Source organism: Mesorhizobium sp. USDA 4413 (genome assembly GCF_056280365.1).
Map to the genome: position 1 here is coordinate 4556172 of NZ_JBVPRP010000001.1, position 17502 is coordinate 4573673.

14 protein-coding genes are annotated in these 17502 nt (G+C 65.0%); 4 read left to right on the forward strand and 10 right to left on the reverse strand.

The window, feature by feature from the left end:
• Positions 1–8 precede the first annotated feature (8 nt).
• Positions 9–557, forward strand: coding sequence for a DUF924 family protein (locus tag ACVMIM_RS22315; RefSeq protein WP_476114600.1), 549 nt, complete (start codon positions 9–11; stop codon positions 555–557).
• A gap of 10 nt (positions 558–567) precedes the next feature.
• On the opposite strand, the gene folK is transcribed toward ACVMIM_RS22315, so the two are convergent.
• Genes folK through folP form a run of 3 tightly spaced genes read right to left on the reverse strand, consistent with a single transcriptional unit; the run spans position 568 to position 2280 of the window.
• Complete coding sequence (gene folK / locus ACVMIM_RS22320) at positions 568–1080, reverse strand: 2-amino-4-hydroxy-6-hydroxymethyldihydropteridine diphosphokinase (RefSeq protein ID WP_040995174.1); 513 nt, start codon at positions 1078–1080, stop codon at positions 568–570.
• Positions 1064–1423, reverse strand: a complete 360-nt coding sequence (folB, locus tag ACVMIM_RS22325) for a dihydroneopterin aldolase (protein ID WP_040995177.1) — start codon at positions 1421–1423, stop codon at positions 1064–1066. Before folB ends, folK begins: the two co-directional genes overlap by 17 nt.
• 2 nt (positions 1424–1425) lie before the next feature.
• Positions 1426–2280, reverse strand: coding sequence for a dihydropteroate synthase (gene folP / locus ACVMIM_RS22330; RefSeq protein ID WP_476114601.1), 855 nt, complete (start codon positions 2278–2280; stop codon positions 1426–1428).
• An 84-nt stretch (positions 2281–2364) separates the two neighbouring features.
• Here folP and ACVMIM_RS22335 point away from each other — a divergent pair, with 84 nt between their 5' ends.
• Complete coding sequence (locus ACVMIM_RS22335) at positions 2365–2985, forward strand: DUF922 domain-containing Zn-dependent protease (protein WP_476114603.1); 621 nt, start codon at positions 2365–2367, stop codon at positions 2983–2985.
• 207 nt (positions 2986–3192) lie between these two features.
• Positions 3193–4677: an MDR family MFS transporter gene (locus ACVMIM_RS22340; RefSeq protein WP_476114604.1), complete on the forward strand. Its 1485-nt coding sequence runs from the start codon at positions 3193–3195 to the stop codon at positions 4675–4677.
• 6 nt (positions 4678–4683) lie between these two features.
• Here ACVMIM_RS22340 and ACVMIM_RS22345 read toward each other — a convergent pair whose 3' ends face one another.
• From ACVMIM_RS22345 to ACVMIM_RS22355, 3 genes are all read right to left on the reverse strand, one after another.
• The gene (locus ACVMIM_RS22345; protein WP_476114606.1) at positions 4684–5715 is read right to left on the reverse strand and encodes an NAD(P)/FAD-dependent oxidoreductase; all 1032 of its coding nucleotides are present in this window, start codon (positions 5713–5715) and stop codon (positions 4684–4686) included.
• Positions 5716–5948: 233 nt separating this feature from the next.
• Complete coding sequence (locus ACVMIM_RS22350) at positions 5949–6269, reverse strand: 2Fe-2S iron-sulfur cluster-binding protein (protein WP_040995186.1); 321 nt, start codon at positions 6267–6269, stop codon at positions 5949–5951.
• A gap of 99 nt (positions 6270–6368) precedes the next feature.
• A complete protein-coding gene (locus ACVMIM_RS22355) occupies positions 6369–6737 on the reverse strand; it encodes an Hpt domain-containing protein (RefSeq protein ID WP_476114607.1) in 369 nt (122 codons plus the stop codon).
• 302 nt (positions 6738–7039) lie between these two features.
• Between ACVMIM_RS22355 and ACVMIM_RS22360 the strand changes: the two genes are divergently transcribed.
• On the forward strand, positions 7040–13333 hold the full coding sequence (locus ACVMIM_RS22360; RefSeq protein ID WP_476114608.1) for a kinesin: 6294 nt from the start codon (positions 7040–7042) through the stop codon (positions 13331–13333).
• An 87-nt stretch (positions 13334–13420) separates the two neighbouring features.
• On the opposite strand, the gene ACVMIM_RS22365 is transcribed toward ACVMIM_RS22360, so the two are convergent.
• The 4 genes from ACVMIM_RS22365 to ACVMIM_RS22380 form a co-directional block, all read right to left on the reverse strand.
• On the reverse strand, positions 13421–14011 hold the full coding sequence (locus ACVMIM_RS22365; protein ID WP_476117331.1) for an ABC-type transport auxiliary lipoprotein family protein: 591 nt from the start codon (positions 14009–14011) through the stop codon (positions 13421–13423).
• 88 nt (positions 14012–14099) lie between these two features.
• Complete coding sequence (locus tag ACVMIM_RS22370; protein WP_476114610.1) at positions 14100–15473, reverse strand: MlaD family protein; 1374 nt, start codon at positions 15471–15473, stop codon at positions 14100–14102.
• Positions 15474–15487: 14 nt separating this feature from the next.
• Complete coding sequence (locus tag ACVMIM_RS22375) at positions 15488–16300, reverse strand: ABC transporter ATP-binding protein (RefSeq protein WP_040995197.1); 813 nt, start codon at positions 16298–16300, stop codon at positions 15488–15490.
• A gap of 1 nt (position 16301) precedes the next feature.
• A complete protein-coding gene (locus ACVMIM_RS22380; RefSeq protein ID WP_476114612.1) occupies positions 16302–17489 on the reverse strand; it encodes an ABC transporter permease in 1188 nt (395 codons plus the stop codon).
• Positions 17490–17502: the final 13 nt, after the last annotated feature.

Here is a 17502-nt window from a genome sequence, read left to right on the forward strand (position 1 = left end):
GGGCAATCATGGCAGAGTTCGATCCGCGAGCGCTTTCGGTCACCAAATTCTGGCGCGACGCAGGCGAAGATGCCTGGTTCGAGAAGAGGGACGCCTTCGACACGGATTTCCGCAATTGCTTTCTGGAGCTGCATTACGCCGCCGCGCGGCGCGAATGCGACGATTGGAGCACGCATGCCGAGGGATCGCTGGCGCTGATGATCCTGCTCGACCAGTTCCCGCGCAACTGCTTCCGCGGCACCGGCCACATGTACGCGACCGATCCGCTCGCCCGGTATTTCGCCGACAGGGCGATCGCCGCCGGTCAGGATCTGCAGTTGGATGAGCCGGTTCGCGTCTTCCTCTACCTGCCCTTCGAGCATTCCGAATTGCTGGCGGACCAGGAACGGTCGGTAGAGCTTACGGCCGCCAGAGCGCCCGACTATCTGAAATACGCCGAGGAGCATCTGGAGATCATCCGACGCTTCGGCCGCTTTCCGCATCGAAACAAGATGCTCGGCCGCGAGACGACCGCCGAGGAGCAGGCATTTTTGGACGGCGGCGGTTTTTCCGGCTGACCAGCGGGCTTTATCCGAGCCACCATTCCCGGCCGGACGGCAGCCGCTCGATGCCGGACGCATCGACGGCTTTGAGCCGTTCCGACACGTTCCTGCCGCCGACCGAAAGCCCTGGCGCGATCTCGGCCAGGGGCGCCAGCACGAAGGCACGCTCCAGCATGCGCGGATGCGGCACTTCGAGCCCGGTCTCGTGGATCACCCGATCGCCGAAGACCAGGATGTCTATATCGATCAGGCGCGGTCCCCAGCGCTCTTCGCGTACGCGTTTCAACCGCCTTTCGACATCGAGGCAAAGGTCGAGCAGCGCGCGTGGCGAAAGCGCCGTTTCGATCGCGGCGGCGGCATTGAGAAAATCGGGCTGGTCAAGCTTGCCCCAAGGCGGCGTGCGGTAGAGCGAGGAGACGGCGGTCACCCGCGTCGCGTCGTCGCCGTCCAGCATGCGCAGCGCCGCGCCCATGGACTTCGCCGGGTCGCCGAGATTGCCGCCGAGGCTGAGATAGACGGCGCTATTCTGGCCAGACAACGGTCACCTCGACATGATCGAGCACGCCCGGCACCGGGGCGTTCGGTTTGCGCACGGTGATCGCGGCTTTCCTGATCTGTGAGAACCGCGCCGTCAGCGCTTTCGCAACCTCCAGCGCCAGCGCCTCGATCAGGAAGCGGCGATGCCCGGTCACGATCTTCTCGATGACCGAGAAGGCGACGCCGTAATTGACGGTGTCCTCGATGGAATCCTCCGTCAGCGGCCGGCTGGGCTCCACCGTCAGCTCGGCATCGACATAGAAACGCTGCCCGAGCGTCTCCTCCTCATCCAGCACGCCGTGGCGGGCGAAGAAGGCGCAATTCTTCATGCGGATGACGTACATGATCAGTGTCCGGGAGGAAGCTCGGTTTCGCGTCGAAGCATAGCATCGGTCAGCGCCAGCGCATCCACGTTGATTGCGACATCGTGGACGCGAAACAGGTCGGCTCCCTTCAAGCGCAGGATGACGCTGGTGGCCGCCGTGCCGGCCGCCCGCTCGCCAGGTTCCCGCCCGGTGGCGTTGCCGATGAAGCGCTTGCGCGAGGTCCCCGCCATCAGCGGATAGCCGAGTGCCTGAAGCTCGGAAAACCGGGCCATCAGATCGAGGTTTTCCTCCGCCGTCTCCTTGGCGAAGCCGAAACCGGCATCGAGCACGATCTGGCTGTCGGCGACATTGCCGGCGCGCGCGATCTCCAGTGATTTGCGCAGGAACAGGAACTGGTCCTCGATCACGTCGGGCAGCTTCTGCCGTTCGCGCCCGGTATGCATGATGACGAGCCCGGCGCCGGTCTCGGCGGCGACACGCGCGATGCCGGGCTCGCGCTGCAGCCCCCAGACGTCGTTGACGATATGCGCGCCGGCGTCGACAGCCCGCCGCGCCGTGTCCTCGCGATAGGTGTCGACCGAGATCAGCGCCTCGCCGGAAGCGGCGAGCGCCGCGATGACCGGCAGCACGCGGCCCTGCTCCTCTTCGACGGTGATTGGGGCAAAACCCGGCCGGGTCGATTCCCCGCCGACATCGATGACGGCGGCGCCTTCTTTTACCATGCGGTGCGCCTGCTCCAGCGCCTTCTCGGGCGCGATAAACAGGCCGCCATCCGAGAAACTGTCGGGCGTCACGTTCAGGATGCCGACGACGACCGCCTTCGGGCCGAGGTCGAGATAGCGCCCATGCGCCAGCTGCCATCGCCTTGTCGTCATTGTCCATCAACCATGCGTGATCCGCGCGAAATCAATTTCGTTGCGCTGGCGACGGCCCTAAAGCAAGGTGCGTGAAGAGGCAATATGATGAACCGTTCCCTGCTCTGCGCCCTGATGCTCTCGCTCACCGCCCTGCCGGCGGGCGCGGCCAATCTGGTGAAGACCTATAGCTATTTCAGCATCGGCGGCCGCACGCTCGACGATATCCAGAACCAGCTCTCGAAAAACGGCCCCGAGGTGAAGAGCACCGGCTCGCGGCACCCGGGCGCCACGCAGATGGCCTTCACCACCCGCATCAGCTACGCGCAGAGCGCAGGATCCTGCCGCATCGCCGACGCGGCCGTCACCGTGAAGGTCAAGGTGATTCTCCCGGAATGGCGGCGCCCGCGCAAATCCGATCCCACCGTCAGGCTGTTCTGGGACGCGCTCTCGGCCGACATCAAGCGACACGAGGAGCGCCATGTCGAGATCGCCAAGAACCATGCGCGCCTGCTCGAGGATGGGCTGAAAGCTGTTCCCCCGCAGAAGACCTGCGAGGCGGCAAAGGTCAGGGCCGCCGCTGTTCAGGCAGCCGAACTCGCCAGGCACGATCAGGACCAAGTGCGCTTCGATCGCGTCGAGAGCGCCAATTTCGAAAGCCGCATCCTCCGACTGATGCGCTACCGGATGGAGCGCGTCGAAGCCGGGCAACTGCCGCCGCCTTGACCGAGGCAGGCGGCATCCGGGGCCAATTTCGCCCAAGCGTGGTGCCAGACCGGGAAAAACTTTCGAAGGGCGGTCGAAATCGGCCTATATCGAACGACATATAGCGGGCTCGAAACATTTGAGCCGCCATCCACGATGAGAAATGACAGGCGCGACCGGCTAGAGCCGTCTTGGCGCGCCAAGCACCAGCCTTTGAAAGAATGACGCATGGATCAGACCGTCGAAAACCAGGCGATGGCGCCGAAAGCCTCGCCGCTGATGAGCGAGAGCGAGAAGAATACCATCATCGGCGGCGTGCTGTTGTCGATGCTTTTGGCGGCGCTTGACCAGACCATCGTTGCTCCCGCCCTGCCGACGATCGCGCGCGCGCTCGGCCATGCCGAATATTTGCCATGGATCGTCACCGGCTATCTTTTGACGGCGACGGCGGTGGCGCCGCTCTACGGGAAGATTTCCGATGTCTATGGACGCAGACCGGTCATCCATGCCGGCATCCTTATTTTTCTGATCGGCTCGCTGGTCAGCGCGCTCGCTCCCAACATGCTGGTGCTGGTCATCGGCCGCGCCATCCAGGGCGCCGGCGGCGGCGGTCTCTTCGCGCTGGCCCAGACGGTCATCGGCGATCTCGTGCCGCCGCGCGAGCGCGCCCGCTACGCGGCCTGGATCTCCGGCACCTGGGCGGTGGCCAGCGTCGCCGGTCCGCTGCTCGGCGGCGTCTTTGCCGAACACCTGCACTGGTCATTGATCTTCTGGATCAACCTGCCGATCGGCTTCCTGGCCATGGCTATCGTCAACAACCCGCTGAAGAAGCTGCCGATCGCGGCCAAGCATCACCGCATCGACGGGTTGGGGGCGGTGCTCCTGGTCATCGCCACCGCGCTGCTGCTTCTGGCGCTCAGTTGGGGCGGCAGCACCTATCCCTGGTTCTCGTCGGAGATCCTCGGACTGGTGGCTTGCTCTGCCGTGTTCTGGTTCTTCTTCGCGCTGAGGCTGCTGAGAGCGGCCGAGCCGTTGGTCTCGCTTGAAGTGTTGGGCAACCCTATCGTGCTCGCCGGCACTCTGTCGATGTTCCTGCTGCAGGCCGCGAATATCGGTGCTTCAGTCTACCTGCCGGTCTATCTGCAGTCGGTCGTCGGGCTTTCGGTGAGCGAATCCGGCACGGCGATGCTCGGCCTCCTGCTCGGCACGGTTGCCGGCGCGGCCTTCAGCGGCCGCATGATCCCACGCTTCGTCCACTACAAGCGCATCGCCCTGATCGGCATCAGCCTGGCAATCCTGTGCATAGGCCTGCTCAGTGCCATTGCGGGACACGCCTCGCTGCTCGAAGTCGAAATCCTGACCACGCTGATCGGCCTGGGCAGCGGCACGACCTTTCCGGTCAGCACCGTCTCCGTCCAGAACGCGGTCGACCGCGCACATCTCGGCGTCGCGACGGGCGTGCTGACCTTCCTGCGCACGCTGGGCGGGGCGCTGGGCGTCGCCATGCTCGGCGCCGTTGCGCTCGGCTTCGGCCTGCCCCTGGCCGCCGAAGGCTCTCAGACGCATATCCAGCTGACATCGGCAATGCCGTTCGTGATGATCTTTCTCACCGCCGGCATCACGCTTGTGCTGGCGCTGATCACGCTCGCCCTGATGCCCGAAAAGGAGCTGCGCGGCCACGACGAGAACGCGGCGCCCGTGCTCGCGGAATGACTTTTTTCAGTCGTGGACGCCGAGCTTCTTCTGCAGGCTGGTCGACGAGGTCGTGTACTGGAAGACGATCCGCTCGCCCGGGCTGACGATGCGCTTGGCGGCCTGCGCCATCAGCGCCACCTCATGGAAGCCTGACAGGATCAGCTTCAGCTTGCCCGGATACCAGTTGATGTCGCCGACGGCAAAGATGCCAGGGATCGACGTCTGGAACTTCTCCGTATCCACCGGGATCAGGTTCTCGTGCAGATTGAGGCCCCATTCGGCGATCGGCCCGAGTTTCATGGTGAGGCCGAAGAATGGCAGCATGCGGGTGCACGGCACCTCGACGTCACCATCCGGGCCGCCCTTGATGGTCGCCGACGCAAGCTGGCCGTCGGCGCCGGCAAGGGCGCTGACCTGGCCGACCAGGAATTCGAGCTGCTTCATCTCCTGCATGGCATACATCTTGTTGACGCTGTCGGGCGCGGCCCGGAATTCCGGGCGGCGATGGACCAGCGTCACGCTTTTGGCGATCGGCTGCAGGTTGAGCGTCCAGTCGAGCGCCGAATCACCGCCGCCGACGATGACGAGGTCGTGCCCGCGAAAATCCTCCATGCGCCGGACGGAATAGAAGACGCTCCTGCCTTCATATTCCTCGATGCCGGGGATGGGCGGGCGCTTGGGCTGGAACGAGCCGCCGCCGGCGGCGATCACCACCACCTTGGCTTCGAACAGCTCGCCTTCGTCGGTGGCGACGCGGAAGCTGCCGTCCTCCAGCTTTTCAAGGCTCGAGACCATGCGGTTGAAGGTGAACTCAGGCTTGAACGGATGGATCTGCTCCATCAGCTTGTCGACGAGACCCTGGGCCGAGATCGTGGGCCAGGCCGGAATGTCGTAGATCGGCTTTTCCGGATAGAGTTCGGCGCATTGCCCGCCGGGACGGTCGAGAATGTCGATGAGATGGCATTTCATGTCGAGCAGGCCGAGCTCGAACACGGCGAACAGCCCGACCGGTCCTGCCCCGACAATGAGAACGTCCGTCTTGATGGTCTCGGTCATGCGCTGCGCCCTCTTTTGGGAATGAGCGAGACTGCATGAGCTATCGCCTGCTGCCAAGCAGCCAGCATGAAAGAATGTTGAGAAGCGACCTAAGGTGTGTCGAGATTCAGGTCAGGCCGAGTCGAAAATGGCGGGTTCCGAGAACCGGAGCGGAGCGTACTTAAAGTACGTGAGCACCGGAAGCGCAGGAAACCGCCATTTGCAGGCCGGCATCACCTGAATATCGGCGCACCTCAGCCTTGGCGCTCGGGCACGCGCACGACCAACCCGTCGAGCGCGTCGCGCACCTTGATCTGGCAGGAGAGGCGCGAATTCGGCCGGACGTCATAGGCGAAGTCCAGCATGTCCTCTTCCATCGCCTCGGGCTCGCCGACCTCGGCCGTCCAGGCCTCGTCGACATAGACATGGCAGGTCGCGCAGGCGCAGGCGCCGCCGCATTCGGCTTCGATGCCGGGCACGGCGTTGCGGATCGCGTTTTCCATCACCGTCGAGCCGTTTTCGGCATCCACGTCAAATTGGGTCCCGTCATGGGCGATGTAAGTCAGCTTGGTCATTAAGTCACCTGAGGAGTCGCAGCCGAGATAATCACTCGGCCGGACAAGTCAACTGCGGCGCGAAAGCGCCACGAAATGACGTTTTTCAGAAAGATAGTGCTAGCGGCTGATGCCGGCGATGAAATCGCGCACTTCCTCGATCAGCGTGCCGAGCCTCTTGAGCGCTGGCAGGTCTTCGGGCTGCTTTTCGATGATCGCCGCGCATTCGGCGACCGCAAAGGCGCCGATGCCTCGCGCCGAGCCCTTCAAGCCATGCGCCAGAAGCACCCGCTGCCGGGCGTCGGCGTCGGCGATCTGGTCGCGGACGGCAAGCGACTGATGCACGAACAACGCCAGCACCTCCCGTTCGAGGTCGCGGTCGCCCATTGTCTGACGTGCCAGATGACCGAGATCCACAGGTCGGGCTCCGACCGTTCCGGAGGCATCTCCCCCCGGCATGGAAAACGCGATACCAGTTTCGCCACGCATACGCACTGAAACTCCATCAAGCGGGCCGACGGGCCCAGGAAAATAGGCGGCTCCGGTCGCCAAGGGGTTAACGATTGCGAGGGAAAAATGTTGTCACGGAGGCGTGCCGGATCACGCTTCCGTTAACCTTATATTTAAAGTTTTACGTATCGCCCGGAATGCATGTTTTCTTTACCCCTGTGTGTCATTACGATACGAAGGTCCATTTTTCAGCCTCCTGCTCGGGATAGACAAGCCAGAATCGGGCCAGAATCAGGCCACAATCATAAGTCCCGCGGCAGCTAGTACAGGGTAGCGAAGGCATGGCTAAGAAACCAACCACGACCAAGTCTCTCGAGAATGACGTAGCCGCGGAATTGGAAAAGGCGCTTGACCTTGACCTTGCCGGCGACGAAGGCGGCCTCGATATGGCGGCGTCGATGGAGGACCTCGAGGCGCAGATCTCGGCGGCGGCCGACGAGCTTGCGCGCGAGGGCCGCAGCCACAGAGCCGAGCCGGCGAACAACCCTCAGCCCGCCCCCCAGCCTCCTAGGGCACCCGCGGCCAAGCCGGCTGAATTGCGCCCCGTCGAGCCGCGCAACGGACAGCCGTCCGGCTTTACGCCTCCCGCAGGCTTCACGCCCGCCAATGACGACCGCCAGAAGGACTACAAGACGCTGCTGCACAGCCTCAACCGGCGTGCGTCGAGCACTGTCTATTGGGTGATCGCCTTCATCTCGCTGGCCTGGATCGCCGGCGCTGGCGGCGTGGCCGATCTCTTGTTCGGCCCCGGCATCTGGAATATCCGCACCTTCGACCAGTTCTTCGCCCGCCCCGAACTGATCGGCCTGGCGGTCGCCGCGATCGTTCCGGTCATCCTGTTCTGGGCGTTCGCCGCCATGATCCGGCGCGCGCAGGAAATGCGCATCGCCGCGCAATCCATGACCGAGGTCGCCTTCCGCCTGGCGGAGCCGGAAAACCTCGCCCAGGACCGGGTCATGATGATCGGCCAGGCCGTTCGCCGCGAGGTGGCGGCCATGGGCGAAGGCATCGAGCGCACCCTGGCCCGCGCCGTCGAGCTCGAAACCCTTGTCCACGGCGAAGTCAGCCAGCTCGAACGCTCCTATTCCGAGAACGAGGCCCGCATTCGTTCGCTGGTCGATGGTCTCGGCAGCGAGCGCGAGGCGGTCGTCACCCACGCCGAGCGCGTGCGTGCCTCGATTGCCAGCGCTCACGAGACGCTGCGCGACGAGATCGGCGCGGCCAGCGACATCATCCGCGACTCGATCCTCAACGCCTCGACCAAGCTGTCGATGACGATCAACAATTCCGGCGACACGCTGATCGATCGCATCAATGAAAGCTCGACGTCGATTTTCGATTCGGTCGAATCGCGCCTGGACAGCATCACCGACCGTCTTTCGACCTCCGGCGAGGCTTTCGCCAGCCTGCTCGACACCCGTATCGCCAAGCTGACCGACACCACAGACGGCCTGACCCGCTCGCTGACCGACCTGCTCGACGACCGCACCCATGGCATGGTCTCGCTGCTCGGCGGCGCGGCGCGCACGCTGAGTTCGGAATTCGAAGCGAGCCTCAGCGGCATCGAACGCACGCTGGCCGAACGCGGCCAGGCGCTGATCAGCGAGTTCCAGACCCGCGCCGAGGCGCTCGACACGGGCACGCAGAAACTCAACGCCGCCCTCGAGGCGCGCGCCCGCCAGATCAACGAGACGATGGTGGAGCGCGCGAAGGAAATCGCCCACGCTTTCGCCGAGAGCAAGGACACGCTGTCGGCAATGATCGATCAGGGCAAGACCCAGATCGGCGCCGATATGGCCGACATCATCTCGTCGACCTCCTCGATGCTCGAAGCCCGCGCCACCGACTTCGCCGGCCGCATGGAAGCGGCCCGGCATGTGGTGTCGCGCTCCTTCGACGCCGACATCCAGCGGCTCGCCGATGCCCGTGTCGGCATCGAGGAAGCCGTCGAGAACCACAGTCGCGCCCTTTCGGAGAGCCGCGAACGCATGGCCGCCGCCATGCAGGAGGACCTGGCGAAATTCGCCGAGGGCCGCGCCGCGATCGATGCGGCCGTGACCGACCAGGTGCAGAAGCTGGCCGAAGGCCGCGGCCTGATCTCGCGCGCGCTGGAAGAAGACTTGCGCAAAGTCAACGAATCGCGCGCTGCCATCGACGCCTCGTTGGGCAGCCATCTGGAGCAGCTCGAGGAAGGCCGCAACCGGCTCACCCAAGCGTTGAACGAAGACTCGGGCAGACTTGTCCAAGCCCGCGCGATGATTGACGAAATGGTCGCCGGCCATGTCGGGAAGCTGGCCGAGGGCCGCAACATCCTGGCGCGCGCCCTGGAAGCCGATCTCGGCAAGTTGCAGGACAGCCGCGCCTCGATCGACGGGCTCGTCGCCGGCCAGGTCGAGAAGATCGCCGAGGCCCGCGCCGTGCTCGCCAAGGCGCTCGAGACCGACATCATCGGCATTAGGCAGTTGATCGAGACCCACTCGACCAAGCTCGCCGAGGACCGCGGCGAACTCAGCCGCGCGCTCGAAAGCGATCTTGGCGGCATCCGCAGCCTGATCGACAGCCATGCCGGCAAGCTCGCCGAGGACCGCAGCCTGCTGTCGCAGACGCTGGAAGCCGACCTCGCCAAGCTCGCCGAAAGCCGTGCGTCGATCGACGGCCTCGTTGCCGGCCAGGTCGAGAAGCTTGCCGAAGGCCGCGACATCCTCAAGCGCGCGCTGGAAGCCGACCTCAACACCATCAAGGGTGCCATTGCGGGACACTCGGACAAGGTGCTGGAGGATCGCGCCCGGCTGTCGAAAGCGCTCGAAGCCGACCTGCAGGCCGTCAGCGGCGCCATCGCCGATCACCAGAACAGGCTCGAGCAGGATCGCTCGACCTTGTCAAAGGCCTTGCAGGATGATCTCCAGACTGTAAGCGGCGCCATCGCCGACCATCAGAACCGGCTCGTCCAGGACCGTTCCGTGCTGTCGAGGTCGCTGGAGGACGATCTCGCCAAGCTGGCGGAGAGCCGCTCCAGCATCGACGGGCTGGTCGCCGGCCAAGTCGAGAAGCTCGCCGAGGGCCGCGACATCCTCAAGCGCGCGCTGGAGGCCGACCTCAACACGATCCAGGGCGCGATCGTCGATCATTCGCAGAAGATCACCGACCACCGCGCCGAGCTTTCGCGTGCGCTGGAGACCGACATGGCCAGCGCCAGCAGCCTCATGCAGACCCATGCCGACCAGCTGTCGCAGAACCGTGCGACGCTGTCCAAGGCGCTCGAGGACGATCTCGCCAAGCTGGCGGAGAGCCGCGCCAGCATCGACGGACTGGTCGCCGGCCAGGTGGAGAAGCTCGCCGAAGGCCGCGACATCCTTAAGCGTGCGCTGGAAGCCGATCTTGCCAAGCTGGCGGAGAGTCGCGCCTCGATCGATGGCCTCGTCACCGGCCAGGTGGAAAAGCTCGCCGAAGGCCGCGACATTCTCACGCGCGCGCTTGAGGCCGATCTCGCCAAGCTCGCCGAAAGCCGCGCCGGCATCGACGGGCTGGTCGCCGGCCAAGTGGAAAAGCTCGCCGAGGGCCGCGATATCCTCAAGCGCGCCCTTGAAGCCGATCTTCAGAAGCTGACCGAAAGCCGGTCCGAGATCGACGACGTCATCGCCGGTCATATCGGCAAGCTGTCCGAAGGCCGCGAAATGTTGGCCCGCGCCCTGGAGGACGATCTCGCCAAGCTCGCCGATGCGCGCAAGGACGTCGACCGTTCAGTGTCCGGACATATCGACCAGATCGCCGCCAGGAGCAGCGACATCTCGGCGGCGATTGCCGCCGACGTCGAGAAGATCGAGCAGGCCTTCAGCCGGCAAACCGGTATCATCGAGGAGCGCGCCGGCACCATGGAGCGTGCGCTGTCGACCGGCGTGGACAATGTCCGTGGCGTGCTGGAAAAGACCGCAGTCTTCGTGGCGGGTGCGCTGCGCGACAAGGTCATGGAAGTCACCAGCACCCTGCATGAGCAGGCCGGCGCCGCTTTCAGCGACGCCGATCGCAAGATCGCCGAGCGCGCCGAGCAGACCTCCGCCGCGCTGCTTGCCAGGGCCGAGGACATCGCCCAGGCCTTCGAGGCGGCCGACCGCCGCCTGCACGAACGCGCCCAGGACACGTCCAACATGCTTATGGCGCGCGCGGACGATGCGTCCAACGCGCTCATGGCCCGCGCAGAGGAAACCGCCGACAAGCTGGCGACGCGCGCCGGCGAGATCGCCAACACCTTCGACGCGGCCGACCAGAAGCTGGTTGCCCGCGCCGTCGAGACGGCGCAGTCGCTGGCCGCCCGCGCCGGCGACATCCTGCGCAACTTCGAGGGCGCCGACGAGCGGCTCTCGATGCGCATCACCGAATCGGCCGAAGCGCTGGCCGCCCGCGCCACCGATCTCGGCCGTATCTTCGACAGCGCCGACCAGCAGCTGATGGCGCGCATTGCCGAGGGTTCGGAAGCGCTTTCCGCCCGCGCCAGCGAAATCGGCCGCATCTTCGACGACGCCGACAACCGCTTGGTCTCGCGCATTGCCTCGACCAGCTCGACCATTGGCGAGCATGCCGACACGATCGTCGGCGCCTTCGCCGCCACCGAGCAGCGTGTCGCCGACCGCGCCCGCCAGACCGGCCAGGAGCTCGCCGTGCATGCCCGCGAGATCGAGCAGGCGCTGGCTGGCGCCGACGAGCGGCTTGCCGCAAGCGCCGCGGCCGCCGCTTCCCGCGTCGAAGACCAGGTCGCGAATGTGGAAAATCGCCTCGCCTATACGGCCGAGACGATGGGCCAGAAGCTCAACGAGCAGGTTTCCGCTGCCGAGGCCCAGCTCATCTCGCGCGCCAATGTGATCGCCGAGACCTTCACGGCGGTCGGCCAGCACATCGGCCAGAGCACCAATGAGGCCGCGCGCACGATCGGCGCCAACACCCGCGAGCTCAACACCATGCTCGCGGCCCGTTCGGCCGAGATGGCGAAAATCCTCGACGAGACGGCCAAGCCGCTCGTCGAGCGCTTCGCCCAGGGCGGCTCCGAACTGCAGCGCAGCATGGAAGAGGTCGCCGAACGGGCGGCCGAGAAGCTGCGCAGCGAAAACACGAACCTCGTCAATGCGCTCGCCAGCCGCACGGCCGAAACGCTGTCGGCCGTCGAAGGCGCGCGCTCGTCGCTTGCCGACAGCGTGGCCGATCTCATCGGCCGCATGACGACCTCCAGCGCGCAGCTCGGCCAGCTCATCGAGCAGGCGGCCGTCAATCTCGGCCAGGTCGAGGAGCGGCTCTCGGGCAGCACGCAGAGCTTCGCCGCGACCACGGAGAAGGCCGCCCAGACCTTCGCCAGCTCGGCGCGCCTCGTCGATTCCAACACGACGCGGCTCACCGACCTGTCCTCGGCAACGCTGCGCGAGGTGGCCTCGATCGCGACCAAGTTCGACGAGCACAGCCGGCTGCTCTCCAGTGCCTCCAACCTGCTCAGCTCCGCGCAGAGCAATCTCGAGCACACGCTGGAGCGTCAGTCCTCGCTGGAAGACCTCGCCGTCGGTCTGGTCAAGAAGTCGGAAGACCTCGAGAAGGTGATGCGTTCCTTCGAGAGCCTTGTCGGCCAGACGATGCAGACCGCGGAGGGCCGCACGATGGAATCGGCGGAGAAGATCCGCACGACCATCGCCGAGGTCATCGATTCGGCGACGCGCCGCTTTGCCGACGCGACCGAGGAGATGCGCCGCACCGCAGGTTCCATCAAGAGCGAGCTCGACCTGACCCGCGCCGAACTGAAGAAGGGCGTCATTGAGATGCCGGAAGAGGCCAAGGAATCGACCTCGGCCATTCGCCGCGCCGTCGCCGAGCAGATCAACGCGCTCAAGGAACTCTCGGATATCGTTGCGAAATCCGGCCGCAGCGGCAGCAGCGAACAGGGCGAGCCGCGCGGTCTGCGCCCTGCTCCGCAGGCGCCGGCCCGCGCCGCCGAGCCGCCGCTGCGCCGCCCGCCGCACACGCCGCAGCCGCAATCAACGGCTCGCGCCCCGCAGACGCCGCTTGCCGAGACCACGCTGCGCGGCACGCTCGACCTCGAACGTCCCGCCGAAACGCCGCGCCGCGAGAACGGCAAGCCTGCGCAGGGCGGCTGGGTGCGCGATCTCTTGACCAACGCCTCGCGCGAGGAAGAGCTGAGGCCGGCAGCGCCGGCGGAAGCGCCGCGCGCGACGCCCGCCCAGCGCTCGCCGCTGCATGTCATGGAGTCGCTCAACTCGCTCTCCGTCGACATTGCGCGGGCCATCGACCATGACGCCTCGATCGAGCTCTGGAACCGCTACCGGCGCGGCGAGCGCGACGTGTTCACGCGCCGCCTCTATACGCTCAAGGGACAGCAGACTTTTGACGAGATCCGCCGCAAGTATCAGGCCGAAGCTGAATTCCGCGCCGCGGTCGACCGCTACTGCGAGGATTTCGAGAAGCTGCTCAAGGATGTCTCGCGCAATGACCGCGACAACATCATGGCGCAGACCTATCTGACGTCCGACACCGGCAAGGTGTACACTATGCTGGCCCACGCCAGCGGCCGGCTGCAGTGACGCCGCCAAGCAGAATCGGAGCTAAAAAGGCGGGTCTCGACCCGCCTTTTTCATGTCCATGATGTCGATTGCCGGCTTGGCTGGCGCTCAGATCGTCGAATCCGTCCAGCGCACGATATCTTTCGCCGCCTGGCCGAAGGCGTTGTCCAGCGCGCGGACGTAAGCCGCATTGCCACTGCCGGAGACCGGCGCGCTCGCGGTGAAGTTCTTCGAGGCGCGCACCTCGCCGTTGCGGTCGTTCAGGATGCGCACGAACAGGTCGACATCGGCATGCTCGCCGCCATCGACGCGCACGTCGAAGGAGCGAACCTCGACGATGATCTGGTAGTCGATCGCCAGCCCCTCGCCCGGCTTGCCAACGCCGGCAAAGCTGCCGGAGCGCTGGAAGGTCTCGGCCAGCCTTGCTTGGACAATCAGCGGCAGCCGGTCCGCCCATTGCGCGCCCTTCAGGAACTGGATCGACCGGTCGGAAGGCCTGATGACGATGTTCTGGCTATCCAGCGCCTTGAGCGCCGAGGGCTGGGCGATCAGGATCTGGCGGCGGCTGTGGGCACGCACGTCGACCGACGGCGCGGATAGCTCGAATGTGTCGAGCGGCGTCGGCCTGCCGCCCAGTACCGCGCAGCCGGTGAGCGTCAACACGAGCGCCGCGGCGGCAACCGACTTCAACCCTCTCACTGATTTCACGCGCGATCCCCGTTGTCCCCGGATCTGACGATCAACTTATGGCTGCAATCTATGTTCTTGGCGGTCGCGGCGGACGAAGTCAACGCCGCGCCCTGCCGTCAAATTGACGAACCTCTCCCTCGCCGCCCGTCAGTATCCGTTGCGGATTTCGGCTGAGGTCGGTCACCGCTTCCTCGATGCGGTTGATCGAGCGGCGGCTGTCCTGCACCAGCGCCTCGACGTTCTGCAGGCCCTGGCCGGAGAAGCGCGACAGGTTGTCGACGATGGTGCCGAGGCGGGAATTCAGCGTGTCGGCCACCTGCTTGAAGGATTTCAAGGTCGCCCTGGCGTCGGCCATCACACCGTTGGCCTCACCGGAGCCGAGGAGATTGTCGACCTTTTCGAGGATGCCATCGACGCGCACCGAAGCGTCGTTGAGACGCTGCGCAAGCTGGCGGGCATTCCTGATCGTATCGTTGATGTCGTCGGAGCGGCTGGCGATCTTGTCGGTGACCTTGGCTATGTCGGCGGCCGCCTTGTTGGCGCTGTCGCTCGCCTTCTGGATATTGGCGAGCGCGGCGCGGACGTCATTCGGGTCGATGCCGTCCAGCACGCCGTTGACCTTGGCCAACGTCCCTTGCGTCTGCTTGGCGAAATCGTTGATCGAGCCGACCGCCGTGTTGACGTTGCCGATGACCGTGTCGAACTGCTTCGAAGTCTCTTTCAGGTTCGCCGTCACCGTGTCGACATTGGCCACAATGCTCTTGATCTGATCCTTGTCGACGGAATTGAGCAGGCCTTCGGCGGCCTTCAGCGTGGTGTCGAGCCGGCCCGAAACGTTCTTCAGCTGATCGGAAAGCGAGCTCACCGCCGACAAGAACTTGTCGATCCCGTCGGAGTTCTTGGCCAGCGCATCCGAGAAGGTCTCGACATTCTTGACCGTCTGAGTCAGCGGGCCGCGAACGTCCTTGGTGAAGCCTTCGAGCTCGCTCAGCACCTTGTCGGCGCGGGTGAAGATGTTCTGCGCCGTCTGCAGAAGGTTGGTGACCGCCGACGGATTGGCGGTTATCTCGGGGATCCTGCCCTCCTTCTCCGCCTCGTCGAGCAGCTTCGCTTCCTTGGGATCGGCGCCGCGGAGTTCGATATTGGCTTGGCCGGTCAAGCCCGCTAGGCCGATATCGGCCTGTGTCGACTTGGTGATCGGGGTCATGCGGTCGATCTCGGTATCGGCGATGGCCACCGTTGGATTGTCGACGTCGATATAGACACGTTTGACGTCACCGACCTTGACGCCATTGAACAGCACGAAGCTGCCGCGGCCGAGACCCGAGGCCGAACCCGGAATGCGCACGCGCAGCATTGTCGTTTCGCCTCTGTCGCCGATCGCCGCGGTCCAGTAGACGAAGGCGAAGGCCGCCAGGATCGCACCCAGCGTGAAGATGCCGACAATAACGTAGTTGGCTCTTGTTTCCATTGCCCCACTTATGGCTATGCGCGCGCCGCAAGATCAAGTTGCCGGGCGCGTTTTCCGCGGAAATAGGATTTCACCCACGGCTCCTCGCTCTTCAGCATGTCGTCGATCGTGCCTTCGACCAGCACCCGCTTTTTGCCGAGCACGGCGACGTGGTCGCAAGCGGTGAACAGCGTGTCGAGATCGTGCGTGACCATGTAGACCGTCAGATCCATCGTGTCGCGCAGCTTGACGACAAGCTCGTCGAACTCGGCCGCGCTGATCGGATCGAGCCCGGAGGTCGGTTCGTCGAGAAAGACGATGTCGGGATCGAGCGCAAGCGCGCGGGCGAGTGCCGCGCGCTTGATCATGCCGCCCGACAGCTCGGAGGGAAATTTCTGTGCGGCGTCGGCCGGCAATCCGACCAGCTCGATCTTGAGCATGGCGAGTTCGTCCATCAGCGCCTTCGGCAAGTCGAGATATTCACGCATCGGCACCTGCACGTTTTCCAGCACCGTCAGCGCCGAAAACAGCGCGCCATGCTGGAAAAGGACGCCGAGCCGCATGTCGATGCGCAGGCGGTCGGCGTCACTTGCCTTGTCGACGTCGACGCCGAACAGGCTGATCGTCCCCGATTGCTTCGGCATCAGTCCCAATATCGTGCGCAGCAGCACCGATTTGCCGGCGCCCGAAGCGCCGACGAAGCCGAGGATTTCCCCGCGCTTGATGTCGAGCGAAAGCTTGTCGAGGATGAGCTTGTCGTCGATGGCGACGGTGACGTCGCGCACCGACAGCACGATCTCGCCGTCGTTCGGGTCCTGCGCTGCCGTGGCGCCGTTGCCGTTCGCCATCTCAGAACCCGATCGCTGCGTAGAACATGGCGAAAAGCCCGTCGAGGATGATGACGACGAAGATCGACTTCACCACCGACGCGGTCACATGCAGGCCGAGCGATTCGGCGCTGCCGCCGACCTTCATGCCTTCGACTGACGCGATGATGCCGATGATCAGGGCCATGAATGGCGCCTTGATCAGGCCGGCGAAGATGGTGCTGAGATCGATGGCGACGCGCAGCCTGTCGATGAACGCTGCCGGCGCAATGTCGGAATAGAGCCAGGCGGCGACGATGCCGCCGGCAAGGGCTGCAAAATTGGCGATGATGGTGAGGCATGGCAGCCCGATCACCAGCGCGACGAGCCGCGGAAAGACCAGCACGCCGATCGGATTGAGGCCGATCACCTTCAGCGCGTCGACCTCCTCGCGCATCTTCATGGAGCCGATCTCGGCGGTGATGGCGCTGCCCGAACGGCCGGCGAGCATGATCGCCGTCATCAGCACGCCGAGCTCGCGCAGGATCAGCACGCCGACGAGGTCGACGACGAAGATGTTGGCGCCGAAATAACTGAGCTGATAGGCGCCCTGCTGGGCGACGATGGCGCCGACGATGGCCGACATCAACACCACCACCGGTATCGCGCCGACGCCCATGCGATCGATCTGGTTGAAGATCGCGGCGGGATTGACCGCGTGACCGCGCCCGAGCTTCATCTGCGCGCCGCGGATGGTGGCGCCGAGGATGTTCATCGAGGCCAGGAAGTCGTCGCGCATCTCGTAGACGCGGCGGCCGACCAATTCCAGCGCGCGCAGGATGATGTTGGGCGGGCCGGCCGGTCCCGATTCGGGCTCGCGGCGAACCGCATCGCCGACCGCGCCAAGCAGGATAGAGGCGATCTCGCTCTGCCCTTGCACATGGACCTCGACGCCTTTCTTCTCGAAGGCGCTAGCCAGGCGGTCGATCAGCCAGGCGCCGGCCGTGTCCATCTTTTCGATGTGGGAAAGGTCGAGCACCAGTTGCTTCGCGCCGCTTCTCTGCTCGATCTTGCGCATGTCGGCATCGACCGCCGCGACGGTGCGCGTCGTCCACACACCTGAAAAAGCGCAGCCCAGCACGCCGCCTTCCTCGCCCACGGCAACGCGCGGCCGGTGCTCGGCCTCCCTGGCGGCCTCGCCGCTTGCGTCGCGTCTGCGGATGGTCAACATGGCGTCCTGTTTA

Bases quoted from the DNA above. Each gene is read 5' to 3' on its own strand.
- ACVMIM_RS22315 (WP_476114600.1), top strand. From the start codon at position 9: ATGGCAGAGTTCGATCCGCGAGCGCTTTCGGTCACCAAATTCTGGCGC.
- folB (WP_040995177.1), bottom strand. From the start codon at position 1,423: ATGTACGTCATCCGCATGAAGAATTGCGCCTTCTTCGCCCGCCACGGC.
- folP (WP_476114601.1), bottom strand. From the start codon at position 2,280: ATGACGACAAGGCGATGGCAGCTGGCGCATGGGCGCTATCTCGACCTC.
- ACVMIM_RS22335 (WP_476114603.1), top strand. From the start codon at position 2,365: ATGATGAACCGTTCCCTGCTCTGCGCCCTGATGCTCTCGCTCACCGCC.
- ACVMIM_RS22340 (WP_476114604.1), top strand. From the start codon at position 3,193: ATGGATCAGACCGTCGAAAACCAGGCGATGGCGCCGAAAGCCTCGCCG.
- ACVMIM_RS22345 (WP_476114606.1), bottom strand. From the start codon at position 5,715: ATGACCGAGACCATCAAGACGGACGTTCTCATTGTCGGGGCAGGACCG.
- ACVMIM_RS22350 (WP_040995186.1), bottom strand. From the start codon at position 6,269: ATGACCAAGCTGACTTACATCGCCCATGACGGGACCCAATTTGACGTG.
- ACVMIM_RS22355 (WP_476114607.1), bottom strand. From the start codon at position 6,737: ATGCGTGGCGAAACTGGTATCGCGTTTTCCATGCCGGGGGGAGATGCC.
- ACVMIM_RS22360 (WP_476114608.1), top strand. From the start codon at position 7,040: ATGGCTAAGAAACCAACCACGACCAAGTCTCTCGAGAATGACGTAGCC.
- ACVMIM_RS22370 (WP_476114610.1), bottom strand. From the start codon at position 15,473: ATGGAAACAAGAGCCAACTACGTTATTGTCGGCATCTTCACGCTGGGT.
- ACVMIM_RS22375 (WP_040995197.1), bottom strand. From the start codon at position 16,300: ATGGCGAACGGCAACGGCGCCACGGCAGCGCAGGACCCGAACGACGGC.
- ACVMIM_RS22380 (WP_476114612.1), bottom strand. From the start codon at position 17,489: ATGTTGACCATCCGCAGACGCGACGCAAGCGGCGAGGCCGCCAGGGAG.